The following is a 26,286-nucleotide window of genomic DNA, read 5'->3' as shown; positions in this document are numbered from 1 at the left end:
TCGATACTCCGGAGTGAATTTACGTCTTGTCGTGCTCACAAGAACACCTTCCCGCAGAATCCAAGGATCCCGCTACTTCAGGTGTCCACCAACAGAGGTTAACCCCAAAGCGGTTATGGGAGTGGTAAATTGCTGTTCGAGGATGGTCCCACATCCCTTTTGAGGTTGGCCCTCGACGGCCCGCTTCGCCTCCCATTCAGAGAGAAATGCCCCGCGGACCGCCGCCGTGCCGGCCAAGGCACGATGGCCGTTCAGCCGGTAATGCGAAGTTTGCGATCGCCACCGAGAGACGAGAGACCGCAAAAAACGACGCTTGCTTTACACGGCGCCGGTCCCGGATGTGTCGGCAAGTCCAGTCCCTAAGACCTGGCCCGCGCAGGGCGGTGTCGATCAACTGTGCGCTTTGAAAGGCAAAATACACGCTGTGCTCTCTCATGGCCCTTGGCGAGCTCGAGGACGATCCCGTTGGCAAGTCCAACCCCGAATTGGCGAAGAAGATGGCCGAGCTACGTGCCGAAGTTGAAGTGCGTGAACCGCGGAAGGACGGCCTTCGAGCAAAGGCGGCCGCCGCGATATCGGCTGGGCTGGCGACGAGTGCCGGACTGCCGGTCCTCCCCGGCCTGCAGAAGCTCATTCAACGGCGGCTGACTCAGCAGCGCGTCACACCAGCCTCGGCGGAAGCACATCCGCTGGTGTTTGGCTCGGCCGAGGAAGTCCTACCCGAACTGCTGCTGCTCACCTACGCCCGCCACGGCGTGAGCCGCGGCCACCACCCCGGGACGTTGCGCCGGTAGTCGAGGTACTCCTCGCCGTAGGTGCGGGTGAGGGTCGGCTCCTCGTAGCGGTGGAGGGCGAACAGCGCGAAGGCGCGCAGGAGGAAGGCGGCACCGACAGCGACCGCGATCCAGGCGATCGGCACGACAGCCCAAGCCGCGCCGCCCCAGTCGTACCACCGCCAGGCCCGCGCGAGCAGCCATGGGCACTATCCCCCGACAGACTTCCGGACTTGCAGAGTCACTGGGTTCCGTCCATTGAAGCGGCAGAAAATCGCTGGAATCATGCTTGCCTTGGCAGCTCCGCCCGCTTTCCGGGGGCGGCCACCCAGATGGTCCGGGTGGTGCGGGGTTCCAGCTCGATGTCGTCCGGGAATCGCTCCAGCAGGTTTGCCACGGCATCGCGGTCGTCCGCGGTCAGGGCTGCCAGGTGTGAGAAGCGCGTGAACCACTGCTTGGCGTACTCCCGTGCGGCCGGGGTCACGGGTACAATGGTTGTCACTTCGGACTGGGTGACACTGAACCCGGCGGCCTCGATGACCGGCGCCCAGTTCGGGTGGTGGTTCCACCCCTCGGCTGCCGCAGCGGCATGGCAGCGTTGCTCCAAAAGAGCTTCGCGCGGAAGGCTTAGGAAGCGGGGCAGAGCGGCGAGCTCGACGACGACCAGGACCCCACCCGGCGACAGTGCCTGGCGGACTCCCGAGAGGAGCCGGGCGGGGTGGGTGACGTGGTGGAATGAGGACGATGCCCACACAAGGTCAACCAGCGCCTCGGATGCATCCGCCGTCATGGAGGATCCGGCAAGCGCAGGGAAGCCGTCGTCGAGGTCGGCCTCGATAACGGCGAAGCCCTGCCTGCGAAGCAGCTCAAGCATCTGCGGGTCGTTGTCGATGCACGTCACCGTGGCGTCGGGGTACCGCTCGCGCAGTAGCCGGCTACCTGCGCCGGTGCCGGCACCGAGGTCAACGACGCTGCGCGCATTTGACACCCCGGCCAAGTCCAGGACGGCTGCGAGGTGATCGCCGAACACTTCGGCGTCGAGGTCGAGGACGCGGTGCTGGTCATGACTGCCAGGTTGCTGGTGGGGCTGGTGATCGCGGTGCCGCGTCGGGTGGGGCTGGTGATCCATGCTGATTATCCTTCTACTGTGGCCGCAGGGCACATGTCGGCGGCTTTCGGCCCATCATCAAGGCCATGGCGTCGGTGGCCGAGCACGATCTTGGCGACGGCCGCCTCCGAGGCAGCGGAGAAGGGGCCGAAGTGCCCCTCAACGGCCCATCGGGTTTCCTCTTCGATGAGGTCGGCGTTGATCCTTGCGCCGGCCATAACACCCTCGGCCGCCGCGGTGATCACCTGGGCCGTCAAGTTGGAGACATTGCCCGCCGCATACACGCCGCGGGCGGCCGTCGCACCACCCATACCGCCGGCCTCGATGAACCGTCCGGCCCCCGACGGGTGCACCTGGGGATTTAGCCCGAGTGATTCCAGCAGCGCGGATCTGGCCTCCATCCGCGTTCCGACCGCCAGGGCCTGCAGGTCGAACGAGGAACCCTGGCGGAGCGTGAGCCCCGTGAGGACGCCGTCGACAGCGTTAACAGAGGCCACGGCGCCGTCAACGACCGTTACGGACCGGGCGGCGAGCTTTTCCCACTCCTCGTCGGTGGGTTCCACGGTGTCATTGAGGAACAGTGTGATATCCCGGGACCACTGCCTGAACAACAACGCTTGATGGACGGACAGCGGGCCTGTGCCCAGGACTCCAATCCGTTGCCCGCGGATTTCCCAGCCATGGCAGTAAGGACAGTGCACAACACCCTTTCCCCATTGCTCCTGCAGCCCGTCGATGGGAGGCAGTTCGTCTGTCAATCCGGTGGTGACGAGGAGGCGCCTGCCGGAGAACCGGCGGGCATCTCCGAGAATCACCTCGAACCCATCGGGGGTTCGCCGTGCCGAAACGGCTTCACCGTCCGTGATGGTTCCCCCATAGTTGAGCACTTCACTGCGTCCGACGGACAGGAGTTCCGCGGGGTTCATACCGTCCCTGGAGAGATAGCCGTGCACACCCGCTGCCGGGGCATTGCGGGGAGTTCCGGAATCGATGACCAGCACCGAGCGCAGCGCCCGGCCCAGCGTGGTGGCCGCGCTGAGCCCCGCCGCGCCGCCGCCAACGATCACAACGTCATACCGTGTGGTGTCCATACTGATTTGCCCTTCGTCGCGTCCTGAAAGTTCGCCGCCAGCGTCCGCCTGCGGTTACAACAGCTTGTATCGCATGCACGCGGTTTGACAAACTATCTTGCCGATATGGCAAACTTGGGGAATGGCAAATGACCTTGACATTGTCCTCGGGGCAGTCGGCCCCCGGCTTCGGGCACTTCGTACGGAACGGAACCTGACACTCGGAGATGTTTCTACCGCTTCCGGGATATCGGTTAGTACGCTGTCCCGGCTTGAAGCGGGCCAGCGCAGGCCAAACCTCGAAATCCTGCTGCCCCTCGCGAGGTTGTACGGTGTTCCCCTCGATGATCTGGTCGGCGCGCCGCCCACCGGGGATCCGAGAATTCACCTGCGGCCCATCACCCATGGCGGCATGACTGCCGTTCCGCTCACGCGCCGCCCAGGCGGATTACAGGCCTTCAAGATGGTGCTCGCCGGCGAGACCCGCGGGGCAGAGCCCGACCCGCGCGTTCACGAAGGCTACGAATGGCTTTACATCCTCAACGGACGGCTGCGTCTGGTGCTGGGCGACAAGGACTTTGAACTTCGCCCCGGCGAAGCCGCGGAATTCGACACCCACACACCGCACTGGTTCGCCAGCGCCGACGGCGGACCCGTCGAGTTCATCAGTCTGTTTGGACAGCAGGGAGAGCGGATGCACGTCCGCGCACGGCCCAAGCCCTCGTAGCCGAAGGAGTCCGATGATTCAGTCTTTGATGCCTGCCCGGCAACGTTGGCGGATCGATCGATGACCCTGCCGACCAGCCCGACCGTGAACAGGGAGACGACCTTGCCCGTGATCAGCGTCGCCGGCCGAGGGTGGTGGTCAGGATCATCTCGGCGATCCGATTCTCCTGCCCCTGCTTATTGGATCGCGACGGCCCGTTCATTTCACCACCAGCTCACCAGGCACCGCAGGGTGAGGCGCCTCGGAAAGACCCGCCTGACATTCACCACAGGCCAGGCCATAGCCAACTTGAGTGCCTTTTTGTTGCCGGGTCGGCAGGCTCAGCAGGCATGCCGGACTGGGCTGTCTTGGGTGTTTTGCTCGGGGGCTTCCTGGGGGGCAAGTACCTGTTCCCCATCCCGGTCAGCAGTATCGCCTCTCGGTGGTCTGATCTACGACAGCGTCGTAGCAGAATTGGCAACGCACCCAATGAGCGACGTCTTGGATCCCATCCTTGGGAGTACGCCCGCCCGAGCCCGAACAGACTTCTGGAATGGGGATCGGTTCTGGGCCTCTGCGAAGGACATCACCGGGGCTCAGTTCGGCGTGGTAACTAATACAGCTGAGACGATCACAAAACTGGCTGTCACCGGCACAAAGGCCAAACCCCTACCGACCGGGAGTGTGATTCTTACGGCGAGGGGAACGGTAGGTGCTGTAGCTCGCCTAGCCATGCCCTCCTCTTTCAATCAGTCGTGTTATGGGTTCATTCCAGGAGCGGTGCGGCATTTGATCCAGCCGCAATTTCTTCAACCGAAGCCAGAATTGGACCGCTGCTCGACTCTGTGTCGGCAGCCGTGGTTGAAAACGCGAGGCTGGCCGCCACCCGCGACGCCCTCCTCCCGCAGCTCATGTCCGGCAAGCTCCGGGTCAAGGAAGCCGAAGCGCAAGTGGCCACGGCCGTTTGAGGACGGCTGTCACTGTCGGTGCCCGCCGATACATTCGTGGTGAAATGACCGCCTAGAAGGGACCGCCCAGCATGTCGACGCCAGCATCGTTTGAATCAACGCCCGCGAAGTCCGGCATGCCGGAGTGGTATCCGGAGTTGTTGGCGTCCGTCGCCAGGGAGGTCAATTCCGGTCGTTCCAAGGCAATTTCGGCCGCCAACCGGGAGATGCTGCTGTCCTACTGGTCGATTGGCAGCGAACTGGCCAAACGGGAGTCGGCGCAAGGGTGGGGCAGCAAGGTAGTAACACGGCTCTCGGCCGACGTCCGCTCGGCTTTTCCGGACGCAAGAGGATTCTCACCGCGGAACCTGCGGTACATGAAGTCGTTCGCCGAAGCTTGGCCTGACTTCCCAATGTTGCAAGCGCCGCTTGCAACATTGCCTTGGTATCACCAGATTGCGTTGCTGGAGAAGCTCGGCGACCCGGAAACCCGGCTCTGGTACGCCGCGGCCGCCGTCGAAAGCGGGTGGTCCCGGAATGTCCTGGCCCATCACATCGACACGAAGCTTCACGAACGGTCGGGAAAGGCGGTCAACAACTTCAAGGCGACCCTGCCGCCGTCGGACTCGGACCTCGCCCAACAGGCGTTCAAAGATCCCTACGTCTTCGACTTCGTGTCCATGACCGGTAAACGGAATGAACGCGAGCTCGAGGGACAACTGGTGGAGCACGTCGAAAAGTTCCTCCTGGAACTGGGCCAAGGGTTTGCCTTCGTTGGCCGGCAGGTCCGGCTGACCATCGGCGAGGACGAATTCTTTGCGGACCTGCTGTTTTACAACTTCAGGCTGCGCTCATTTGTGGTGGTGGAGCTGAAAGCCACCGCGTTCAAACCGGAGTATGTGGGCCAGATCAACATGTACATGTCCGCGGTGGACGATCTCATGGCCCATCCGGACGACAAGCCCACCATCGGTCTCCTGCTGTGCAAGACCAAGAACAACGTGGTGGCCGAATACTCGCTGCGTGGATTCGCCCAGCCGATCGGCGTTGCTGAATGGGAATCCGGGATCGTCAAATCGCTGCCGGAAGAATTCGCCGCAACCCTGCCCAGCATCAGTGAACTTGAAGCCGAACTTTCAGACGACACGCCGGAGTGACATCACCGGTGGAGGCAGCAGCTGCGGGCGCGGTCAGAAGTGGTCGGCAAGCTCCTGGTTGACCTCGTCCGGATCAAAGGCTTTGGGGTCCAGTGTGTCGCCCGGTTTCATGCCCAGCCACTCCCGGTACTCCTTGTGCTCCTCGTGGCGGGGATCGTTGACGGCCTCGACAATGTCCGCCCATCCCCAGGTGCCCCCGCTGTCCTCCGCCGGCGCGGCACCGCGGCCGGCGGTGCACCGCGGGAGCTGGCCACCGCCGTCGGCCGGCAAAACTTTCTCTACCTTCACGGCGTGCACCCAGTTATCGCCGAAGTCGTACGTGTACGTCATGCCGCTGCCCACGGCGGGGAGTAGTTCGCCGACGCTCACCTTGGCCTCGTCCAGGGACGATTCGCCGTAGAAGTCGTCCTCGCCGTCCGGGTCCAGCGGCGCGTATGTGGGGCCTCGGTATCCTGCGGTCTGGAAGTGGTGCAGGTGGCAATCCAGCCAGCCGAACAGGGCCTGGATCACACGGTGCAGCTGCGAAAGGGGCATGCCGGACGGAACCAGGACGCGGCGCCAGATGGGCGGCTTGGAACCGTTCAGCATGATCTTCAGCTGCAGAATGGACCCGTCGGCGGGAGGCGCCGTAGGCGTAGGGGCTGCGTCCGGAGCAGCTCCGGACGCAGCCAGGCTCGGCGTCGTCAGGTCAACGTCCTCATCCGGGGCGGGCTGGAGACCGAGGTCGGAGAGCACCCACTCGTCGTCGAAGACGCCAGCAACGCAGCCGACCAGGGCCGGCGGCACCCGGAAATGAGTGTCGATGGTCAGAAGCCCCAGCTCGGCGAAGGCTTCCAGCCGGCTCACGGCCACGCCGGTCAGCACGCCGAACATCATCTTTTCCGCTTCCGGCGCAGACTCGGGGGCGGCCAGAACGCGTTCCTTCAGCGGCGGGTCGGGCGTTGCCGCCGCAAGCAGGATCGATGCCTGCATTCCAGCGATCAGCCGTTCCCACGGCTGCTCCCGATCGAAGCCGAGCACCGCAGACTCCAGGAACTGCTCGACGAAAAACTCCAGCTCCTCCAGCCGCTCCGCGGTCCCGCCCGCCACGAACACGTCGGAGGCGGCCGAACGCACCGCCTTGGTTGACTGGACCTCGATCAGCTCCGAGTCCGCCAGCGCGTTCCACAGCTGGGCCAGCAGCGGCACCTCATACATGCTCCGGACCGTCGGCACCGGCTCCGCCACTTCGCCGAATCCCGGCGCTTCGTCGAATCCCGGCAGCAAGGCTCCCGGCTGCGAGGCAGCCCGCTTGGTGGAGCCCCTGACGGTTACCCCGACGCAGGCGGCAGCCGCTTCGATATCCCGCAATCGGAGCGCACCGGTTGCAGTGACCGGCTTACCGTCTCCGATCCACTCCAGCAGCGCTGCGGCCCGTTGGATAAGGGCGAGCTCCGACAAGTACTGCAGGGCGTCTTTATCCGGAATATCCGGCACGTCGATGAAACCCCGGCCGCCGTCGCTGTACCCGTCGTCCCCGCCGAGTGTGTCGAAGAAGTCCCTGAGCTCAGAGAGCTGCCCCTCGGAACCTGACCACCGGCCCGTTTCCGCGAGAAACTCGACAAACGCGTGAACGGCATTGACCGTGTAAACAGCCTCATCGACGTCGTCCGTCACTCCGTATGCGGAGTCAGCCATGGCAGCCGCGGCCACGGCTGAGATCTCGTCCGAGACAGCAAGCGCCAGCGGGACGGGGTCAAGGCTCGTCACGTCTGCCGCGGCCGTGCGTTCCATGTAACGGCCCATGACGTTCTTGACCTGCGCCAAGCACTCCAGCGCGGAAGCGGCGGCGCCCGGTTTGCCGTCGTCGAGCCACCGGACAAAGGCCGGCGTCAACGCATCGACAGCCCGTCCGGCCCGGAAAGCACTCAGGGAAGGAGCCTGGGAGGCCCGCGAACCGCTCCCACCCATCCCTGCGGGATTGCCCGTGCGCTTGTTCCTGCTGTTCTTGGTCATGGTGTGCCTGCCTGCTGACGGATTGGGCGGGGCGGCGCATCGCCGCCGTCGGAGAGACTTTTCTCCAGCCTACCGAGCGTGGCTAACACCGGGGATCAACCCGCCGGTTGGCTAAGCTGATCACCAAACGGCTTTGGGGGAACAACCGTGAGCACCGCACCCGTCAAGACACCCGCGCTCGGCTTTTCCGAGGCCGACCGGGAGGGCGTCGCGCTGGACCGGCTGGCAGAGCCGCTTCTCTGGCAGCCCGGGGCCGGCCAGGAATGGCTGGTATGCAAACGACATCGCACTCATTGAGGCGTCCCAGAATACATACATCGCCGCCAGTTCCGTCCGGAACGGCAATCTTCTAGTTCTCATTGGTCTGGGAATCGCGGGCGAACTGATTATCCATGGAGTAGAGCGGGCCCGCCAACGGTCAACCAGGACGGCTTAAGAGTTGAGGAAGCCGCACTACTTGGCGTAAATGTCGCGCCGGTGGCCAAGATTGACCACGACCACCAGAAGAACATCATCCTGGACTGTATAAATGATCCGGTAGTTGCCAACACGCACCCGGAAGGCGGGACGGCCGCTCAGGGCTATGGCTTTGGGCGGCCGAGGATCCTGGCCAAGGAGGGCAATGGCGCCTTGAATTCTGTCGCGATCTTCCGGATGGACCCTCTTGAGTGCGCGGATGGCCGCGGGACGGAGCCCGATCCGATAGTTGGTCATGCCCAGCCGAGGTCGGCCTTAACTTGGGTCCAGGGAATACTGTCCCCTTCCTCGGCCATGGCAGCGTCGAACGCCGCAACGTCTTCGACTTCCTCAAGGGCGTCAAGCATCTGTTCGTAGCGCTCGGGCGACACGAGAACAGCGGCGCGTTGCCCGCGGCGCTCAATGAAGACAGGCTCAGTCTCAGCAAGGGTGACAAGTTCCGGCAGGCGCGCCCGGGCGTCCGTGATGTTGATGTTGGACATACGTCAAATGTACATCTCGTCGTGCTAGATGTACATGCTGGCTTCTGGAACACAGAGGCTCCCGGCACCTGCATAGGTACCGGGAGTTTCTGTGGCGACTGCAGCCGTCGTTCATTGAAGACTCAGTGCGGGATCGGAAGCCAAAGGGCGGAAACCGCCAGATTCGCACCCCCCCTTGAATCCGCGGATTTTTCTGAACGCCACCCGTTGCCGAGCCGCCGGCAAGCTGGCGAATTCACCCCGCGAGGGCATTGCGTTCGGGATGTTTGGCTTAGGTCAGGGTCCAGGAGCGTTTTGACAGCCCGAACCAGAATCCTTCGATGGCGGTTTTGGCATGCAGATCGCCGGACCCGTAGGCTGCCCCGAGCGCCACGTACAGCGGGGCCCAGTGTTCGCTGCGCGGGTGCGCCTCGCGGGCGGCCGGTGCCTTGTGGAGGAAGTCCAGGATGGAGTCGACGTCGCCGCGCGCCATGGCTTCCTCTGCCCATTGATCGAACTCACGGGAGACCGAGGGCGGGGCACTGTCGGGTCCGGCGGCGGGGTTGAACCAGCGCAGATTGTGCGTAGTGAACCCCGAACCGACGATCAGCGTGCCGCGGTCGCGCAGCGGCGCCAGCGACTTGCCCAGATCGAAGAGGCCCTGCGGATCGAGGGTGGGCATGGACATTTGCACCACCGGTACATCCGCGTCCGGGAACATCTCCTTGAGCGGGACGTACGCGCCGTGGTCCAGGCCGCGGGTCTCGTCGCGCTCGACATGGTGGCCGTGGCCGGCCACGAGCTTCTCCACCTCGGTGGCCAGCCCGGGGGCCTGCGGGGCGTCGTAGGTGACGTCGTAGTACTTCTGGGGGAAACCGCCGAAATCGTAGACCAATCCCGGATTGCGCCCGGTGGCACTGAGCGTGACGGGGGCATTTTCCCAATGGGCGGACACCATGAGGATGTCTTTGGGCTTGTCAAAGGTGCCGGACCAGTCGTTGAGTTCGCTGGTCCAGGTGGCGTCGTCAGCCAGCGGCGGCGCACCATGGCTGAGGAAGAGAACCGGAGGGCGGTCGAGTGTCTGTGTCATGACATCATTCTATCCGCCTTTACTTGAAGCTTCAAGCTTCAAGCTTCTTCAGCGAATCCCGCTTCCTACACTCAGTGTGAGGGCAACAGGAGCCCTGCGGCACCGACTTTTACGGTGTGCCGGTGAGGAACCCCCGCTCCTTAACCCAGTCGAACGCGACATCCGCGGGCAAATAGGCGGCAACGAAAACGGGCCCCGCACGTTACGCACGGTGCCCGTGGACGTTGCCAGCAAAAGAACCAAAGGACCCGGTTGGTAGTCCAGCAGCACCAACCGCCAATTAGGCCTGGCTCGGCCAACTTGCCTTCGCTCTCACATGACTACTAAGTAATAGATTAATGTGAGATGTAGATCTAATTGGAAGCACTTGCAACAACGAATCCGCGGAATGCCGCGGGGCGCTTGCCCGATGGTCTGGTCATAGTGGGCCGTTTAGTTGATAGTTTGTAGCGCCGCTTCGTAGTTCGCCGAGTTGGCCTGCTGTGCCAACTTTCTGGCCTATTTCGGCGCACAAACTCCGGCACGGCGCAGCGGCGGGGCTAGAGACCCCGTAATCCTTACTGCGCAGATCTTGGTGATCCCTTCAGGGACGAGTACGAAGAGTCGGGCATGCGGCCGGGTCTGGCGGCGTGTGTATGAGGGCTGGCGGGAATACTGGCCGGTATCCATGAGGCACGGGCGAAGGTCCTGAGCCGGGTCGAGGCCCTTGTGGAGGCCCGCCCTCTTCATCCCGTCCTGACATCCAGCACCCGCGGCTTGACGAAAGCCAACTGCGAAATCAGCGCGCCGACGGCCGCTAGTCTAGTCAGTAGGCTTTGACGCGCTGTTCGACGATGAGGTGGATGAGGGCAAACACCCCGTCCTGGTCGATGGCCTGAAGCGCTGCGTCGAGGGCGGCCGGCACATCCTTGTCCCGGGTGACCGTGATGCCGAAACCGCCGAAGGCCTGGGCCATGAGGCCGAAATCAGGGTTCTTCAGCTGCGTACCCGAAACCCGGGACGGGTAGTGGCGTTCCTGGTGGGTGCGGATGGTGCCGTACTCCTGGTTGTCCATCACGATGATGAGCGGCGTGGCTCCGTACTGGGCGGCGGTGGCCAGCTCCTGGCCGTTCATGAGGAATTCCCCGTCGCCGGCGATGGTGACCACCCGGCGCTGCGGGCTGGCCAGCGAGGAGGCGATGGCGGAGGGCACGGAGTAGCCCATGGATCCGTTTCTGGCGCTGATCATGGAGGCGTAGCGCCGGGTGGGGAAGTACCGGTGCGCCCAGTTGGTGTGCTCGCCGGCCCCGAACGTCACCATGGCGTCCTCGGGCAGCCGCGGGACGAGGTTCGCCATCAGGGTGTCCATCTTTGCGGGCCCTACGCCCGGTGTGGCCGGGGGCAGGCTTGCGAAGGACGTCTGCTCGGCGCGCATCCGGGCCGTCCATGCTTTCCACTCGTCTTTCACGGGCAGGTCGATTTCAAGGAGATCCCGGACGAAGGCGTCCGGTTTTGCCACAATCTGCCGTGAGACCGGGCCGGAGCGGCCGCGCAAAGAGGGATCTATGGTGACCAGGAAGTTCTGCTTGTTCCAGTCCTGCCTGCAGACAAAACCGTCCGTGATCACATCGCCCGGGACCGTTCCGACGAAAACGAGCAGGTCGGTTTCCTCAAGCAGGTCGTACGTGGGGCGGGGGCGGCCGTAGCCGATCGGGCCCACATAGGACGGGGAGTCGAAGGGTACTGTTCCCTGCGTGCGCCATTCCGCGGCGGCCGGGATATGGTGCTTTTCGAGCCATCCGGTGAGCTGATCGGCCGCGTCCTGGGTCCAGTCGTTGCCGCCCGTGACAAAAAGGGGCTTCGAGGACTTTGCAAGGGCTGCGGCCAGTGCTGCGGCATCGGTGGTGCTCATGCCGCCCGTGGCCACCGGGATGGTGGGGTGCAGGGCAGGATCCACCAGTTGGCGGATGATGTCTTCCGGCAAGCCCACCACAACCGGGCCGGGCCGACCGCTCATTGCCGCGAACATGGCTTCGGCAACGATCTCGGACGCCCGCTCCGCGTGATCGAGGACCATGACGCGCTTGGCTCCTGTGTCGAACCAAGCCTTGATATCAAATTCCTGGAACGCTTCCCGGTCCCGGTGCGCAAACGGGATCAGCCCGACGAAGAGCAGCATCGGGGTGGAGTCCTGCCAGGCCGTGTGCAGGCCAACGTGGGCGTTTGCCGCGCCAGGCCCGCGGGTGACCATGGCCACGCCCGGACGCTGGTTCATCTTGCCGTCCGCTTCGGCCATGTAGGCGGCGCCGCCCTCATGGCGGCAGACCACGGTCTCGATGTCGGAACCGTGCATCCCGTCGAGGACGTCCAGGAAGCTCTCGCCGGGAACAACGAAGGTGCGTTCGACGCCGTGGGCCACGAGGGAGTCAACAATTACGTGCCCGGCGGATTTCAGGGTACCGCCGCCATCCAGGTTCGCCGGGATAGTCGATGGGACGGGCTGTATGGGGCCTTGGTTGATGGTGTCGCCTTCGAACGGCTGCGTGTCGGTTGCGGTCATGGTTGCTGCGGACTCCGTTGTCATCACTTCTTGTCTTCTCGGATTGGGTTGGGTTGGTTGCGTTGGGTGAGGGTGCAGGGCAGTTCCGCTGGAACCAGCGGAACGATTGGTGGTGCCTAGTCTGTTTCCGGTCCGGTGCAGAAGAAGCAGCCGTCCTCGCAACTGTCTGTCGCCTGGCTTTCCGTAGGCGAAGTGTTGGGACTCAGCGGATTTAGTAGCTTCATGGGGGCTTTCAGTCCTTTGGTGAGGGGATTGGGCAGCCGAACCGGGGGCGGTGGCAGGGTAATCGCTTAGCGGATTGGAGTCCGGTTGGCCACCACGGGGGCGGCGCCCGTATAGCCCTTCCGGGTCTCGGCGATCTCGTGGATCCGCTTCCGACAGGCATACCAGCCGGCCACCATCAGGGCAGAGGCCACGAGGGTCACCAGCAGCGTGAGCGGCGAATCGATGAAGACCATGATCAGCACGCCGAGCAGGAACAGAAGCGACAGATAGCCGGTGTAGGGCGCACCGAACATCCGGAAGGAGGGGCGTTCCACCCAGCCCCTGTCCGCCCAGCGCTTGAGCTGGATCTGGCACACCACGATGGTGGCCCACGTGACGATAATTCCCACCGAGGCCACGTTTAGCACGATCTCGAAGGCCTGCGCGGGCACCAGATAGTTCAGCGGCACACCCAGCAGCGAGACCACCGCCGTGAGGGCGATGCCGCCGTAAGGGACGCCTGCCCTGTTCATGCGCTGGGCGAACTTCGGCGCCGAGCCGGCCATGGACATGGAGCGGAGGATCCGGCCCGTGGAGTAGAGGCCCGCGTTGAGCGAAGACAGGGCGGCGGTGAGGACCACCAGGTTCATGATGACGTCCACGCCCTGGATCCCCAGCGAGCCGAAGAACGTCACGAAGGGACTCACACCCTTCTCGTAGGACGTGTACGGCAGCAGCAGCGCCAGCAGGATGACGGAGCCCACGTAGAACACGGCGATGCGGAACACCACCGAGTTGATGGCCTTGGGCATGATCTTTTCCGGGTTCTCGGTCTCACCCGCGGCCGTGCCCACCAGCTCAATCGAGGCGTAGGCGAACAGCACACCCTGCATCAGGATGATCATCGGAAGCAGGCCGTTGGGGAAGATGCCGCCGTTGTCGGAGAGCAGGCTCAGCCCGACATCCTGGCCGTCCACCGGCGTGCCGAAGATGACAAAGTACGTGCCGATGATGAGGAACGCCCCCAGCGCCGCCACCTTGATCAGGGCGAACCAGAACTCGAGTTCGCCGAAGACCTTGACCGAGACGAGGTTGAGGCAAAGAACCACCACCAGCGCGATCAGGGCCCAGGCCCACTGCGGCACCGCCCCCATCCAGGGGACGTACTTGCCGAAGAAGTTCATGTAGAGCGCGGCGGCCGTGATGTCCACAATGGTGGTGGTGGCCCAGTTGATCCAGTAGAACCAGCCGGAGATAAAAGCCGCCTTCTCCCCGAAGAACTCACGGGCGTAGGACACGAACGAGCCCGACGACGGGCGGTGCAGCACCAGTTCGCCCAGCGCGCGGAGGATCAGGAAAGCGAAAAAGCCGCAGACGGCATAGGCGATCACCAGGGACGGCCCGGCGGCGTTGAGCCGGGCGCCGGCACCGAGGAACAGGCCGGTGCCGATCGCGCCGCCGATGGCGATCATCTGGATCTGCCGCGCCTTGAGGCCCTTGTGGTAGCCGGCGTCTTCGGCATGGATCAGGGCATCCGGGGCATGGGCGTGGCCGCCGTCGGCCTCGTACAAACCAACCTCGTCATTGGGATTGCTGGGCATGGGTGTTCCTTTCGACCTGTCAAAGATCTAAATGGGGGTACTAGCGGGAAATTGTGGGGACAGCTGGGGTCAGGTCAGAAGACTGACCACCCGGTGCGGTCGGACAGATCAGCGAGGGCCGCTGTCCCGGCCAGGGAATTGCCTTTGGAATCCAGCCGGGGGCTCCAGACGCAGACGGCGCACTCGCCGGGGACGATGGCCAGGATGCCGCCGCCCACACCGCTTTTCCCCGGAAGGCCGACGCGGTAGGCAAACTCGCCGGCCGCGTCATACATGCCGCAGGTCAGCATGATGGAGCTGATGCGTTTCGCCTCGCTCCTGGAGACGACGGTTCCCTGTGCTCCGAGGCCGTCCTGTGCGAGGAAGAGGCCGGCCTTGGCCATCTCCACGCAGGTCATCATGATGGAGCACTGCCTGACGTAGTTCTCCACGACCGATTCGGCGGGCCGCCGCAGGTTGCCGAAGTCCTTCAGGAAGTGGGCGAGGGCCAGGTTGCGGCTGCTGTTGGCGAGCTCACTCTTTGCGGCCACCTCGTCGATGAACGGACTCTGTCTTCCATTCTGGTGACCCACCTGACCGGCGAGGAAGCGCAGGACCTGGCCGGCGGCGTCGGGAAATCTTTCCATCAGGTGGTCCGTGACCACCAGAGCGCCCGAATTGATGAACGGGTTCCGCGGAATCCCGTGCTCCACTTCAAGCTGCACAAGGGAGTTGAAGGACGTTCCTGACGGTTCGCGGAGCACCCGTGACCAGAGCGCATCGGGGTCATTGGCGCTGAGCGCCATGGCCAGGGTGAAGACTTTCGAGATGCTCTGGATGGAGAAGGGAAGATCGGCGTCACCGGAGCTGAACACGTCCCCGGACGTGGTGGCCACCGCAATTCCGAAACCGTCGAACGGCGGCGATGACAGGTGGGGGATGCTGGCGGGAACCGACCCTGCTTCACTCCGGGGCCGGTGGCTGCGGACAATGTCATCCAGGACCAGGCCAAGAGGCGGCGAATCGAGTGCTGTCATCATTTCTTGCCCAGATGCTCCTTATGCGTGCCGGCCCACTCCTGTATGTGAAGGAGGGCGACCAATGAATGGCGGGGATCGCTGAAGTTCAGGCCGGTAACCCGGCTGACCTTGCTGATCCTGTAGTAGACGGTATTCTTGTGCAGCTTCATCCGCTGGGCGCATGCGGCCACATCCAGCGACGCCTCGAAATAAGCCCGAAGGGTTTCGGCCAGCTCGCCATCGTCGCGGAGGAGAGCCCAGAGGCTGCGATGACGGAAGGCCGAGGCCGTGAAGTTCTCAACTGCTTCGTGGAAAAGGATGTCCGTTTCGAAATCGTCCACAGTGGCCACAGAGACGTCCCCGGACCGCCGCATGCAGCCGAGCAATGCCTCCGTTTTGCGGGTCACCGAATGAATCGACAGCAGATCGGGGGCGATTGGTCCCACTGCTGCGAATGGAGTGATGCCAAGATGCTTGCTGGCGTCCCTGACGATGGCCTCGGCAACGCTTCGAAGTCCGGCCTCGGCGTTGGTGGACTGGAGCGCCGGGATGATCACGGCGGTGTCGCCGTTGAACTGTCCCACTATGGCTGACGGTTTGTAGGCTGCCGCATGTATGGACGCGAGGTTGGCGAGCTCCCCATGTTTGAGGGCTGCATCGTCTGCCTGCGCTTCAGCGGCTGACATTCCTATCAGCATCAGCGCTGTTGGGCGGTCCGCGGGGATTTTCTCGCTGTGGGCGCTCGCCGCGGCTTCTGCCGGACCCGAAAGGATACGGACAATCCTGTCCTCGCGCATGTGCACCGACTGCTGGTTGCGGTAGCGGATGAGCTCGGCTGACACTCGCGCAGCTGATCCGGTCAATACATAGTCAACGTCCGCGCCGAAGCCATCCCCTGTTTCCTGGAGCCAGATGTATCCCATAACGCGATCGCCTGCGAACAAGGCCGTCGCGACGCGCTCCCTCAGACCGTCCTGGGGCCTGGCCGGAACCCTGACAGGCAGGCGGGTTCGATGCAGTTCGCGGTAGGCACCAAGGTCCTTGAGGAGAAGTTCGTATTTGCGCGGACCACGCCGGGCCAGAATCGATGCCTTACGCAGCTCGTCGATGTCGTTCGACACCGTGGAGTAGGCCAGGACCTTGTTGGCAGCGTCCTCTATGACAACGTGGCTCGACGTCAGGCGGGCCGTCGTCTGAGCAATGGCGAACAGGTCTTCTTCCAACAGCGTCAGCACTTCGCTCTGGTAGCTGCGTGGCTGAATCCGGTCCTTGGCAATTGACAGGAGCCGGTCCCAGTCCGCGGCCGGGTCCACCAGAAAGAGACCCGTTCCGGCAGCCCGGAGCAGCTCTTCAGCTTCCCCTAATTCCTCGGGACTGCCCTTGACGGCCAGCACCAGGGGAGGATTCGTCAGAAGACGCCGCAGCGCCGGCAACGCAGAGCGTCCGCGAACCCCGATAAGCAGGACGAACGCAGCCCCGCCGTCGGAAGTCACGTCGTCGGCGTCAACGATCAGGAAGCGCTCGATCGGAGAATCGGCGCGGGACGGTCGAAGAATGAGACTGGCGAAACCCAGAGGGAGATCCGACAGGATGTCGTCCACTGTAGCTGCGGCCATGTGCATCCTTCTGACATTTGACACCCGTCCGGACGGCTCTGTCCGTACACCCAATGCTATCCAGAGCAACGCCCGGAAAGTATGTATACGGGCCTAAAACCAGCGGTGCATTTTCGGTCCCGGAACCAATGCCAACCCGCTAAGGACGACGGCGGGAGCTTCCCGCCGTCGTCCTCATCAGTTGCAGCCTTCCGCGGCCAGTCGGGCCGCCTTACCCCGTGTCGGTTATCAAGCGGTGAGCGCGGATTCCTGGACCAAGCGCTGGTCATGCAGATAATCGAACAGCTGCCGCAGGCCGAACGACCATTCCGGCAGCTCTTCCGCAGAGCCCACCCAGTTGACGAGAGCCCCGAGATGGCTGCTGCGGATGGTCACAACGTCGCCCAACTGCTGCGTGAACCCCTGCCCCGGCTCGTCCCTGTCCTGGGTCGGAGCGAAAAGGGTGCCTGTGAACAGCGCGAACCCGTCCGGGTACTGGTGGTGCTTTCCGAACGTCGCCGCCACGAGCTCTTCGAACGGCCCGCTGATCCTGGCGGTGGGGAAGCTCAGCTCGGCCGATGCACTCAGCGCACTCAACCAGATCGTGGATGTTGTGCGAGAGTCGATCCAGATCCACCAGACGGAGAGCACGAAGCGCGAGAAACTCAAGACGTATCGAGAGATCGAGGTCGCGCGGATCAAGGCATCCGAGAAGAATCTGCGGGAGTGACCGGAGGGACGAGGCTGAGCGGACCGCACGGGCGGCGAGTGGTGGCAGCCCTCGCCAACAACGACGCGCGGACCGCCTACGCGCAAATCGTGCTGGGCGCCAAGCCCCCCGACGTGGTTGCTGATCTGAATGACCAACGGCGAAACCGGGCCATCGCCGCTCTGCTTGAGTCAGGGCTCGTCGAACGGAATGCTGCCAACGAACTGGAGGCGTCTGAGTCGATCTTCCGCGACCTGCTCACGCAGCAACCCCGCCGACAGGCGCAGACCGGATTGGCTCGCTTCATGCGCCTGGGCAGGATCGAGAGGTATCCAGCCGACATGGCGGAACGGCGGGAGCTCCTGGCCTGGATTGTCAGCGAAGCCATCGAGCCGGGCGAACACCTAACGGAAAAGCAGGTAAATCAACGGCTCCTCAGTTATACCGATGATGTCATTATGCTGCGCCGCTACATGATCGACTTCGGACTATTGGAACGGACGCCCTCCGGCTCCTCCTACTCGCGGCACGACGAACCATAGGCTTCGAACTTGGCGTTCTCATAGCGTCAAAACCTGTCCGAGCGCAACAGCTTGGAAGAAGGTTGTATCCGGGCCCACGACGATGCACCGATCCCGTATGCTTCCACGCCCTGACCTACCCGCGCTGAACGACGATTCAGCCCCGGCGACCCGACCTCGCCAGCCTCCCCGCCTGTCGGGAAGACCGGGATTACTACCGCCGTCTCCGAGCCGCGCGGGAGTCCTGCGCCAACTGCTGTCGAGTCAGCAAGCGCTACATTCCCGGACCCACTGGCCGCCGAAGGTCACCGGCCGCGGGAGTGTCTAACGGTGGATCCAGAGTGGCCTGACACGCCGGCCGGTGCCTGGCAGGAAGGACTGATCGTGAGCGGAACCATGGATCCCATGACGACTGAAGTGGATCAGCAAGAGTTGGCGGCCCGGGGACGGCGGCGAAGACTGGCAGGCGTCCATCGCGAAAGCGTCCGGCACAATATGGGGGCCTGGATGACTGAAGCCTCAACATTCGCCAAGGTTCTGCCAAGCATCGGCGCTTCCGGTTGAACAGCGCTCTGCTTCCACTTTAGGCTGACGGCAACCGGCGAGCCGGATCCCCGCCCGCACTGCCCGGGCCACACATGATTGGAGCATTACGCATGTCGATTGCAAAGAAGCTGGGCGCTGTCGTCCTGACCGCCGCCGTTCTCACCGGAGCAGGTGCCGGTGTGGCCAACGCGGCCCCGACCAAGTCCGCACACTCGGTCTCCGCGAAGGCGTCCGCAAAGGCCATCGAGGCGAAGGCCAAGGCGGAGTTGAAGAAGCAGGCGGCCGCCGCGAAGCTTGCCGCGGTGAAGGCCAAGGTCACCGCCCTGAAGGCTGCCGCCGAGGCGAAGAAGGCTGCCACCGTTGCGGATGCCGCGCAGAAGCGCGCCGCCCAGGAGGCCAAGAAGATCACCAAGAAGGCCACCCAGGCGCAGAAGCGTGAAACCGCAGCAGCGAAGTCGGCAGCCGCAAAGGCAGCCGCTGACGCGAAGGCTGCAGAGGAAGCCGCCGCCGAAGCTGCGGAGGCCGCCGCCGAGGCTGACGCGGAAGCTGCCGAAAAGGCGGCAGAAGCCGCGGCAGAGACCTCTGTCGAGCCGGTGGAGGAGTCCGCCGACGCCTGATTCGTATACCACTGGTAACACCCCCTTCCGATGCACCGGCCGCTAGCAGGTGGCCTTCGGGAAGGGGGTGTTGCCGTGTCCCGACACTTTCGCCGCATCGCCACACACAGCGATTTGGAAGACCTTCCACGTGGCAGCACAGCAACTCCTGGGCTTGACCCTGCAGGAGCGTCGAGTAGGGGCCAGTACCTGGCACGAGTGGTTCTCCGGGCTCGAACTCGCGTCGCCGGGCGAGTGGCAAGAGATCGCAGCCTGGCTGGTGGAAACTGGACACCTCGATTCCGACCAAGGGATGCTCTTCATGGGGCCCGAAGCTGAGCGAAAGTACGGCGGCATCCACTACCGGGACCTCATGGCCGTTTTCACTGCGGACCCACAGGTAGCAATACTGCACGGTCGCGAGGAAATCGGCTCCGTTGACCCAATGGTGCTCCAGCGCAAAGTTGACGGTCCGCGGCTTCTTCCGCTCGGACGCATGGCCTGGCAGGTGAACTACGTCGATTGAAAGCGCCACCGCGCCTGCGTTGAACCGTCTGCAAAGTCCGCCGACGCCAAATGGTCAAGCATGCCGCAGCCCGCGTCCTATGCCCTGAGCGATGCAACGCGGCGGGTGCTGCTCGGGGCCACTCCCGCCGGCGTGCTGCCGTCCAAAAGGGCCGTGACCAAGTTGGGCGAGCTGCGGGAAGAATGTGCACACCGGGTTTCCGGTAATTCCACTGTCATGATCCGTGAGCCGAACGGGAGGCTTCGCTGGTGGACATGGGCTGGAGCTCGTGCCAACGCCGTGCTAGTAGATCGACACCGCCCGGGTCGGCGAGGAATCCCCGGCACCCGAGGCGCAATAACCAGTCTGAAGCTCGTTAGTCAATCCCCGCGGCTAGGCTGTCCATATGAACGACACGGCTGCTCCGATCGCTATCCTCGAAGCATCAGCTGAGGGAGCTCGACGCGGATGCCGATTCGGTCAGGCAACACGAGCAGGAAGATGGCTACATGGCTGGAAGCTCACAAAGCGGGCCCTGCACGACTTCCCGTGCAGGGCCCGCTTTGGTGGCAGCCAAAGGACCAAAAGCCCAAATACGTTTGTCAAAGACTAAGTAATTGGCAGAAGGACCATGCGTTTGGCGATCTAAACCTCTGGTCGACCAGCCGTCCATTTGGAAGACATCCAACTAGACGATGCGTTTCTTCCAACTAGGTAGAGGTTCTTCCAACTAGGTCGACATCTCACAATTAACTAGAAGTCCCAGTCGTCATCCTCAGTATTAACAGCCTTGCCAATCACATAGCTCGAACCCGAACCCGAGAAGAAGTCGTGGTTCTCGTCAGCGTTCGGCGACAGGGCCGAGAGGATGGCCGGGTTCACGTCGGTGACGGAAGCCGGGAACATGGCCTCGTAGCCCAGGTTCATGAGCGCCTTGTTGGCGTTGTAGTGCAGGAACTTCTTGACGTCCTCGGCCAGGCCGACGGAGTCGTAGAGGTCGTGCGTGTACTGGACTTCGTTTTCGTACAGCTCGAAGAGCAGCTCGAAGGTGTAGTCCTTGATTTCCTGCTTGCGTTCCTCGGACAGGCCCTCGAGGCCCTTCTGGAACTTGTAGCCGATGTAGTAGCCGTGTACGGCCTCGTCGCGGATGATCAGGCGGATCAGGTCGGCCGTGTTCGTCAGCTTGGCCCGGGAGGACCAGTACATCGGCAGGTAGAAGCCGGAGTAGAACAGGAAGCTCTCCAGCAGCGTGGAGGCCACCTTGCGCTTGAGGGGATCGTCGCCCTGATAGTAGTCCATGACGATCTGCGCCTTCTTCTGCAGGTTCACGTTCTCGGTGGACCAGCGGAATGCCTCGTCGATCTCCTTGGTGGAGGCCAACGTGGAGAAGATGGAGGAGTAGCTCTTGGCGTGCACGGACTCCATAAAGGCGATGTTCGTGTAGACGGCCTCTTCGTGCGGGGTGAGCGCATCCGGAATCAGCGAGACAGCTCCGACGGTGCCCTGGATGGTGTCCAGCAGGGTCAGACCGGTGAAGACGCGCATGGTGAGCTGCTGCTCGTCCGGGGTCAGCGTAGCCCACGACTGGACGTCGTTGGACAGCGGAATCTTCTCCGGCAGCCAAAAGTTGTTGACCAGGCGGTTCCAGACATCCACGTCCTTCTCATCCTGGATGCGGTTCCAGTTGATCGCCTCGACGTGGCTAAGCAGCTTGACCTTCTCGGTCATGTCATCCCCTAAAAGTTGGGTTCTTCGTTAAGTTAAGCGTACGACGGCGGGCGGCTGCCCGCCGTCGTACTGTCAAGATTTAGTTGAAGATTAAAGCATACAGCTGACGCAGCCGTCCACCTCGGTCCCTTCCAGCGCGAGCTGGCGGAGACGGATGTAGTAAATGGTCTTGATGCCCTTCTTCCAGGCGTAGATCTGGGCCTTGTTGATGTCCCGGGTGGTGGCGGTGTCCTTGAAGAACAGCGTCAGGGAAAGGCCCTGGTCCACGTGCTGCGTGGCAGCGGCGTAGGTGTCGATGACCTTTTCGTAGCCGATCTCGTACGCGTCCTGGTAGTACTCCAGGTTGTCGTTGGTCAGGTACGGCGCCGGATAGTACACGCGGCCCAGCTTGCCTTCCTTGCGGATCTCGATCTTGGACGCCACCGGGTGGATCGAGGAGGTGGAGTTGTTGATGTAGGAGATCGAGCCGGTGGGCGGCACAGCCTGCAGGTTCTGGTTGTAGATGCCGTGCTCCATGACGGAAGCCTTCAGCTCGCGCCAGTCATCCTGCGTGGGGATGTGAATGTTCTTGAACAGCTCCGCGACCTTCTCGGTCTGCGGGACCCATTCCTGGTTCGTGTACTTGTCGAAGAACTCGCCCGAGGCGTACTTGGACTTCTCGAAGCCGCCGAAGGTCTGCCCGGTCTGGATGGCCAGCAGGTTGGAGGCGCGGACCGCGTGGAACACCACCGAGTAGAAGTAGATGTTGGTGAAGTCCAGGCCCTCTTCGGAGCCGTAGTGGACCCGCTCGCGGGCCAGGTAGCCGTGCAGGTTCATCTGGCCGAGGCCGATCGCGTGGCTCTGGTCGTTGCCGCGGGCAATCGAGGGCACCGAGGTGATATTGGACATGTCCGAGACGGCCGAGAGGGACCGGATGGCCGTCTCGATGGTCAGGCCGAAGTCCGGCGAGTCCATGGCCTTGGCAATGTTCAGCGAGCCCAGGTTGCAGGAGATGTCCTTGCCGGTCGCATCGTAGGACAGGTCATCGTGGTACGTGGTGGGCTGGGAGACCTGGAGGATCTCGGAGCACAGGTTGGACATGATGATCTTGCCGTCGATCGGGTTTTCCCGGTTCACGGTGTCCTCGAACATGATGTACGGGTAGCCGGATTCGAACTGGATCTCGGCGAGGGTCTGGAAGAACTCGCGGGCCTTGATCTTGGTCTTCTTGATCCGGGAATCGTCCACCATCTCGTAGTACTTCTCGGTGACCGAGACGTCGGAGAACGGCATGCCGTAGACCTTTTCGACGTCGTACGGCGAGAACAGGTACATGTCCTCGTCCTTCTTGGCCAGCTCGAAGGTGATGTCCGGGATGACGACGCCGAGCGAGAGGGTCTTGATGCGGATCTTCTCGTCCGCGTTCTCGCGCTTGGTGTCCAGGAAGCGGTAGATGTCGGGGTGGTGCGCGTGCAGGTACACGGCGCCGGCACCCTGGCGGGCACCGAGCTGGTTGGCGTAGGAGAAGCTGTCCTCGAGGAGCTTCATCACGGGGATGACGCCGGAGGACTGGTTTTCGATCTGCTTGATCGGCGCGCCGACTTCGCGGATGTTGGTCAGCGCGAACGCCACGCCGCCGCCGCGCTTGGACAGCTGCAGGGCGGAGTTGATGGAGCGGCCGATCGACTCCATGTTGTCTTCGATGCGGAGCAGGAAGCAGGAGACCAGCTCGCCGCGCTGGCGCTTGCCGGCGTTGAGGAAGGTGGGGGTGGCCGGCTGGAAGCGGCCCTCGATGATCTCGTCCACCATCTGCAGCGCGAGCTGCTCGTCGCCGCGGGCCAGGTGCAGGGCCACCATGCAGACGCGGTCCTCGTAGCGCTCCAGGAAGCGCTTCCCGTCAAACGTCTTCAGCGTGTAGGAGGTGTAGAACTTGAACGCGCCCAGGAAGGTCTCGAAGCGGAACTTCTTCTTGTACGCGCGGTTGTAGAGCTCGCGGATGAAGTTCATCGTGTACTGGTCGAGGGTTTCGCGCTCGTAGTACTCGTTCTTGACGAGGTAGTCGAGCTTTTCCTCAAGGTCATGGAAGAACACGGTGTTGTTGTTCACGTGCTGCAGGAAGTACTGGTGCGCAGCCTCGCGGTCGGCCTCGAACTGGATCTCCCCGCTGGGGCCGTAGAGGTTCAGCATGGCGTTGAGCTCGTGATAGCCCAGGCCCTTGTACGCGGCCGGCATCTCGTGCTTTTCGTGCTTCTCGACGGCGGTGGCGGTGCCGGTGCCTACGGCGGTGCCTGCGCCCCCAGTTACTGCTGTGTCTGCGACAGTCGTGTCCAAAACTCTTCCAATCCTTCTAGTACCCGCTGGACGTCCTCTGGAGTGCCCATGAGTTCGAATCGATATAGGTGGGGAACCCGGCATTTCGCGGCGATGATATCGCCGGCCATGCAGTAGTTATCCCCGAAATTCGTGTTTCCCGCCCCGATCACTCCGCGGAGCTGCTTCCTGTTCACCGGGTCATTGAGGAACCTGATGACCTGTTTCGGAACCGAGCCCTCTCCCCCGGAGCCGCCATACGTGGGAAGCACCAGCACGTAGGGTTCGGCTGCCACGAGCGCGGATTCCCTCGCGTGGAGGGGGATCCGGGCGGCGTCGATGCCCAGCTTTCTAACGAAGCGTGCGGTGTTCTCCGAAGTGGAGGAGAAGTAGATGAGGTGGCTGCTGGTGGTCCGCGCAGCGTCCGCTGCCGGCGGCATATGCGCTGTTGCCGTTGCAACTGGTGCCATGCGGGTCACCTCATCTCAAACAATGTTTCAGGCTACGGCGACGGCGGCAGCCTGCGCCAATTCTTCGATCTTGTCCGGGCGGAAACCGGACCAGTGGTCCTGGTCCGTGACGACAACCGGGGCCTGCATGTAGCCGAGGGCCTTGAGGCGTTCGAGGGCCTCGGCATCCTGGGAGATGTCGACGCTCTGATAGGTGATGCCCTTCTTGTCCAGCGCGCGGTAAGTCGCATTGCACTGAACACAGGCCGGCTTCGTGTAAACCGTAACGGTCATGGTTCCTGTCCCCTTTTGCTTGCTAAGTCTGTGGTGCTTGAAAAGTCTGTGGTTCACCCTGGTACGCCGATCCGGGACAGGAATCCTGATCCGTTACTGGCCGTACCGGCGGGCTGCATCTGCGCTGTTTGCCGCTAGGTATCCAGCTGGCAGCTGCTCCGCTCGAACTGTATGTCGATACTACATGTAGTGCAAGAGCCCCGTGAGGACCCCAAGATGATGTATTACAAGTATGTCATTTAACACACCTTTAATCCACAGGCAGGTGGGTTCAAAATGTCCGGATTTCTGCCGATTTCGGGGACGAAATCCACACCCTGTGGAGTACTTAGCCACAATTAACCGTCCCGCGTGTCGCGTTGTGGACGGCGTGTCGCGCTGGGGTGCGATGGGTCCGGCCCGTGGCGGCAAACACCACATGTGGTGTCCGGGGACACGAAAAAGGCGGGCACCCTGGGGTGCCCGCCTTCCCGGCAGCGACTATCGGTGATTCTTCTAACAGGCCGTCCCTGCTGCAGCGCGGACGCCGCCCCTACGGACGGTCACTTGGCAGCCTTGTCCAGCACGATCTGCTGGACGTTGAGGTACCCCGTCTCGAAGCCGGCGCGGGAGTAGCAGAGGTAGAACAGCCACATGCGCTGGAAGATCGCATCGAAGCCCAGGTCGCGGACCTCGTCCTGGCGGGCCATGAAGCGCTCCTCCCAGAGCCGCAGGGACTGGGCGTAGTGCTCGCCCATGGCGAGGCGTTCACGGACCCGCAGGCCGGTCTGCTGCTCGGTGATGTCCTCGATGGCGCGGACGGACGGGATGACGCCGCCAGGGAAGATGTACTTGTGCACCCACGTGTAGCTGGTGCGGGTGGCGAGCAGGCGGTCGTGCGCGATGGTGATGGCCTGGATGGCCACCTTGCCGCCGGGCGCGAGGACCCGCTCGATCGTCTGGAAGTACGTGGCCCAGTATTCGTAGCCGACGGCCTCGATCATTTCCACCGAGACGACGGCGTCGTACTCGCCTTCGACTGCGCGGTAGTCCTTGAGTTCGATCGTGACCGCATCGGCGTAGCCGGCCTCCGCGACCCGCCGGCGGGCCAGTTCCTGCTGCTCGCTGGAGAGCGTGACGGAGTAGACGGTGGCGCCGCGGGCGGCGGCCCGGAGGGCAAGCTCGCCCCAGCCGGTACCGATCTCCAGGACCCGGGTGCCCTCCGTGACGCCGGCCTTGTCCAGCAGCCGGTCGATCTTCGCCTGCTGGGCTGCGGCGAAGCCGTCCCACGCGACGCTCTTCAGGGCCTCCCCGGATTCCGGGAAGAGCGCGCTGGAGTACGTCATGGTCTCGTCCAGGAACGTCGCGAAGAGATCGTTGGAGAGGTCGTAGTGCCGCGAGATGTTGGAGCGCGTGTTCTGCTCGGTGTTGCGTTCCTTGCGCGGCTGGCGCGGCAGGTAGAGCGCGCGCAGCTTCTGCAGCGGCTCGGGTACAAGGGAGCCCACCCGGGCAGCGAACACCTCGAGCACCGCGGTGAGGTCCTCGGCGTCCCAGTCGCCGGCCATGTAGGACTCGCCCAGGCCGATCAGCGCACCGTCGCCGAGGCGGGCGGCGAAGGCCTCCGGCCGGTTGATGGTCATGACCGGGACCTTGGTCGCGGACCCGTCCTCGGCGGAGGGCGCCGTGCCCAGCACGGCGCCGTCCGGGTAGCGGACTTCGATCGGTAGCCGGCGGACGGCCGCCTTGAAGATGGCCTGGGCGGCGCGCCCGGCCAGGGCAGCCTTGAGGCCGGAGGGCACCGTGGCGATGCTGGGCCAGATGCCGGCGTCGACGGCACCGGGCGGCTGAGGCGCGGTGTAGGGCACAGTGTTCACAGTGCCGGGGCGGACCGCGGCCGGCGCATCTTTTGCGTGCGCGCGCCCTTCGGCGGATCCGGTCGCTTCGGTCAT

At 63.4% G+C, this 26,286-nt stretch carries 25 protein-coding genes and 1 pseudogene; 9 read left to right on the top strand and 17 right to left on the bottom strand.

The window, feature by feature from the left end:
* Window positions 1-434: 434 nt before the first annotated feature.
* Window positions 435-794: a hypothetical protein gene (locus ABIB51_RS10690; RefSeq protein WP_354187918.1), complete on the top strand. Its 360-nt coding sequence runs from the start codon at window positions 435-437 to the stop codon at window positions 792-794.
* On the opposite strand, the gene ABIB51_RS10685 is transcribed toward ABIB51_RS10690, so the two are convergent.
* From ABIB51_RS10685 to ABIB51_RS10675, 3 genes are all read right to left on the bottom strand, one after another.
* Window positions 740-919 carry a hypothetical protein gene (locus tag ABIB51_RS10685; protein WP_354187917.1) on the bottom strand — a complete coding sequence of 60 codons (180 nt, stop codon included), beginning with the start codon at window positions 917-919 and terminating at the stop codon, window positions 740-742. The two genes, ABIB51_RS10690 and ABIB51_RS10685, sit on opposite strands and share 55 nt — an antisense overlap.
* A 137-nt stretch (window positions 920-1,056) precedes the next feature.
* A complete protein-coding gene (locus tag ABIB51_RS10680; RefSeq protein WP_354187916.1) occupies window positions 1,057-1,902 on the bottom strand; it encodes a class I SAM-dependent methyltransferase in 846 nt (281 codons plus the stop codon).
* Window positions 1,903-1,907: 5 nt separating this feature from the next.
* Window positions 1,908-2,972, bottom strand: a complete 1,065-nt coding sequence (locus ABIB51_RS10675; RefSeq protein WP_354187915.1) for an NAD(P)/FAD-dependent oxidoreductase — start codon at window positions 2,970-2,972, stop codon at window positions 1,908-1,910.
* Window positions 2,973-3,093: 121 nt separating this feature from the next.
* On the opposite strand from ABIB51_RS10675, the gene ABIB51_RS10670 reads away from it, so the two are divergent.
* From ABIB51_RS10670 to ABIB51_RS10665, 3 genes are all read left to right on the top strand, one after another.
* Entirely contained in the window at window positions 3,094-3,678 is a 585-nt protein-coding gene (locus ABIB51_RS10670) for a helix-turn-helix domain-containing protein (RefSeq protein WP_354187914.1), read from the top strand.
* Between the two features lie 836 nt (window positions 3,679-4,514).
* Window positions 4,515-4,625, top strand: coding sequence for a restriction endonuclease subunit S (locus tag ABIB51_RS23210; protein WP_502916110.1), 111 nt, complete (start codon window positions 4,515-4,517; stop codon window positions 4,623-4,625).
* A 71-nt stretch (window positions 4,626-4,696) separates the two neighbouring features.
* A complete protein-coding gene (locus ABIB51_RS10665; protein ID WP_354187913.1) occupies window positions 4,697-5,761 on the top strand; it encodes a PDDEXK nuclease domain-containing protein in 1,065 nt (354 codons plus the stop codon).
* Between the two features lie 33 nt (window positions 5,762-5,794).
* On the opposite strand, the gene ABIB51_RS10660 is transcribed toward ABIB51_RS10665, so the two are convergent.
* Window positions 5,795-7,756, bottom strand: a complete 1,962-nt coding sequence (locus tag ABIB51_RS10660; RefSeq protein WP_354187912.1) for a plasmid pRiA4b ORF-3 family protein — start codon at window positions 7,754-7,756, stop codon at window positions 5,795-5,797.
* A gap of 147 nt (window positions 7,757-7,903) precedes the next feature.
* Between ABIB51_RS10660 and ABIB51_RS10655 the strand changes: the two genes are divergently transcribed.
* The gene (locus ABIB51_RS10655; protein WP_354187911.1) at window positions 7,904-8,053 is read left to right on the top strand and encodes a hypothetical protein; all 150 of its coding nucleotides are present in this window, start codon (window positions 7,904-7,906) and stop codon (window positions 8,051-8,053) included.
* A 156-nt stretch (window positions 8,054-8,209) separates the two neighbouring features.
* Here the strand turns inward: ABIB51_RS10655 and ABIB51_RS10650 are convergent, their stop codons facing one another.
* The 8 genes and pseudogenes from ABIB51_RS10650 to ABIB51_RS10615 all read right to left on the bottom strand — a co-directional run.
* Entirely contained in the window at window positions 8,210-8,470 is a 261-nt protein-coding gene (locus tag ABIB51_RS10650; RefSeq protein WP_354187910.1) for a type II toxin-antitoxin system RelE family toxin, read from the bottom strand.
* The gene (locus ABIB51_RS10645; RefSeq protein ID WP_354187909.1) at window positions 8,467-8,715 is read right to left on the bottom strand and encodes a type II toxin-antitoxin system Phd/YefM family antitoxin; all 249 of its coding nucleotides are present in this window, start codon (window positions 8,713-8,715) and stop codon (window positions 8,467-8,469) included. Before ABIB51_RS10645 ends, ABIB51_RS10650 begins: the two co-directional genes overlap by 4 nt.
* Window positions 8,716-8,986: 271 nt before the next feature.
* Entirely contained in the window at window positions 8,987-9,784 is a 798-nt protein-coding gene (locus ABIB51_RS10640; protein WP_354187908.1) for a dioxygenase family protein, read from the bottom strand.
* Between the two features lie 805 nt (window positions 9,785-10,589).
* Window positions 10,590-12,323, bottom strand: a complete 1,734-nt coding sequence (locus tag ABIB51_RS10635) for a thiamine pyrophosphate-dependent enzyme (protein WP_354187907.1) — start codon at window positions 12,321-12,323, stop codon at window positions 10,590-10,592.
* Between the two features lie 290 nt (window positions 12,324-12,613).
* On the bottom strand, window positions 12,614-14,128 hold the full coding sequence (locus ABIB51_RS10630; RefSeq protein ID WP_354187906.1) for an amino acid permease: 1,515 nt from the start codon (window positions 14,126-14,128) through the stop codon (window positions 12,614-12,616).
* Window positions 14,129-14,202: 74 nt separating this feature from the next.
* Window positions 14,203-15,147 carry a glutaminase gene (locus ABIB51_RS10625; RefSeq protein WP_354187905.1) on the bottom strand — a complete coding sequence of 315 codons (945 nt, stop codon included), beginning with the start codon at window positions 15,145-15,147 and terminating at the stop codon, window positions 14,203-14,205.
* Window positions 15,144-16,742 (bottom strand): PucR family transcriptional regulator, encoded by a 1,599-nt coding sequence (locus tag ABIB51_RS10620; RefSeq protein ID WP_354187904.1) that lies wholly within the window; start codon window positions 16,740-16,742, stop codon window positions 15,144-15,146. Before ABIB51_RS10620 ends, ABIB51_RS10625 begins: the two co-directional genes overlap by 4 nt.
* 228 nt (window positions 16,743-16,970) lie before the next feature.
* A pseudogene (locus ABIB51_RS10615) lies at window positions 16,971-17,276 on the bottom strand (fumarylacetoacetate hydrolase family protein); the annotation flags it as partial.
* Between the two features lie 49 nt (window positions 17,277-17,325).
* On the opposite strand from ABIB51_RS10615, the gene ABIB51_RS10610 reads away from it, so the two are divergent.
* The 4 genes from ABIB51_RS10610 (at window position 17,326) to ABIB51_RS10595 (ending at window position 19,619) form a co-directional block, all read left to right on the top strand.
* On the top strand, window positions 17,326-17,451 hold the full coding sequence (locus ABIB51_RS10610) for a hypothetical protein (RefSeq protein ID WP_354187903.1): 126 nt from the start codon (window positions 17,326-17,328) through the stop codon (window positions 17,449-17,451).
* Between the two features lie 41 nt (window positions 17,452-17,492).
* Window positions 17,493-17,972 (top strand): DUF2087 domain-containing protein, encoded by a 480-nt coding sequence (locus ABIB51_RS10605; protein ID WP_354187902.1) that lies wholly within the window; start codon window positions 17,493-17,495, stop codon window positions 17,970-17,972.
* Window positions 17,973-18,607: 635 nt separating this feature from the next.
* Window positions 18,608-19,114, top strand: a complete 507-nt coding sequence (locus ABIB51_RS10600) for a hypothetical protein (protein ID WP_354187901.1) — start codon at window positions 18,608-18,610, stop codon at window positions 19,112-19,114.
* Between the two features lie 130 nt (window positions 19,115-19,244).
* Entirely contained in the window at window positions 19,245-19,619 is a 375-nt protein-coding gene (locus tag ABIB51_RS10595) for a hypothetical protein (RefSeq protein ID WP_354187900.1), read from the top strand.
* Window positions 19,620-20,351: 732 nt separating this feature from the next.
* Here the strand turns inward: ABIB51_RS10595 and nrdF are convergent.
* The 5 genes from nrdF to ABIB51_RS10570 all read right to left on the bottom strand — a co-directional run bounded on the left by nrdF (window position 20,352) and on the right by ABIB51_RS10570 (window position 26,286).
* Window positions 20,352-21,326: a class 1b ribonucleoside-diphosphate reductase subunit beta gene (gene nrdF, locus ABIB51_RS10590; RefSeq protein WP_354187899.1), complete on the bottom strand. Its 975-nt coding sequence runs from the start codon at window positions 21,324-21,326 to the stop codon at window positions 20,352-20,354.
* Window positions 21,327-21,416: 90 nt separating this feature from the next.
* Window positions 21,417-23,537, bottom strand: coding sequence for a class 1b ribonucleoside-diphosphate reductase subunit alpha (gene nrdE / locus ABIB51_RS10585; RefSeq protein ID WP_354187923.1), 2,121 nt, complete (start codon window positions 23,535-23,537; stop codon window positions 21,417-21,419).
* A 68-nt stretch (window positions 23,538-23,605) separates the two neighbouring features.
* Window positions 23,606-24,085, bottom strand: a complete 480-nt coding sequence (gene nrdI, locus ABIB51_RS10580) for a class Ib ribonucleoside-diphosphate reductase assembly flavoprotein NrdI (protein ID WP_354187898.1) — start codon at window positions 24,083-24,085, stop codon at window positions 23,606-23,608.
* Between the two features lie 27 nt (window positions 24,086-24,112).
* On the bottom strand, window positions 24,113-24,358 hold the full coding sequence (gene nrdH / locus ABIB51_RS10575) for a glutaredoxin-like protein NrdH (protein ID WP_306917018.1): 246 nt from the start codon (window positions 24,356-24,358) through the stop codon (window positions 24,113-24,115).
* Window positions 24,359-24,900: 542 nt separating this feature from the next.
* Window positions 24,901-26,286, bottom strand: coding sequence for a class I SAM-dependent methyltransferase (locus ABIB51_RS10570; RefSeq protein ID WP_354187922.1), 1,386 nt, complete (start codon window positions 26,284-26,286; stop codon window positions 24,901-24,903).

It is taken from the genome of Arthrobacter sp. UYCu712 (genome assembly GCF_040547005.1).
Lineage (GTDB): Bacteria > Actinomycetota > Actinomycetes > Actinomycetales > Micrococcaceae > Arthrobacter.
This window is presented reverse-complemented; position numbering and strand designations above follow the sequence as displayed.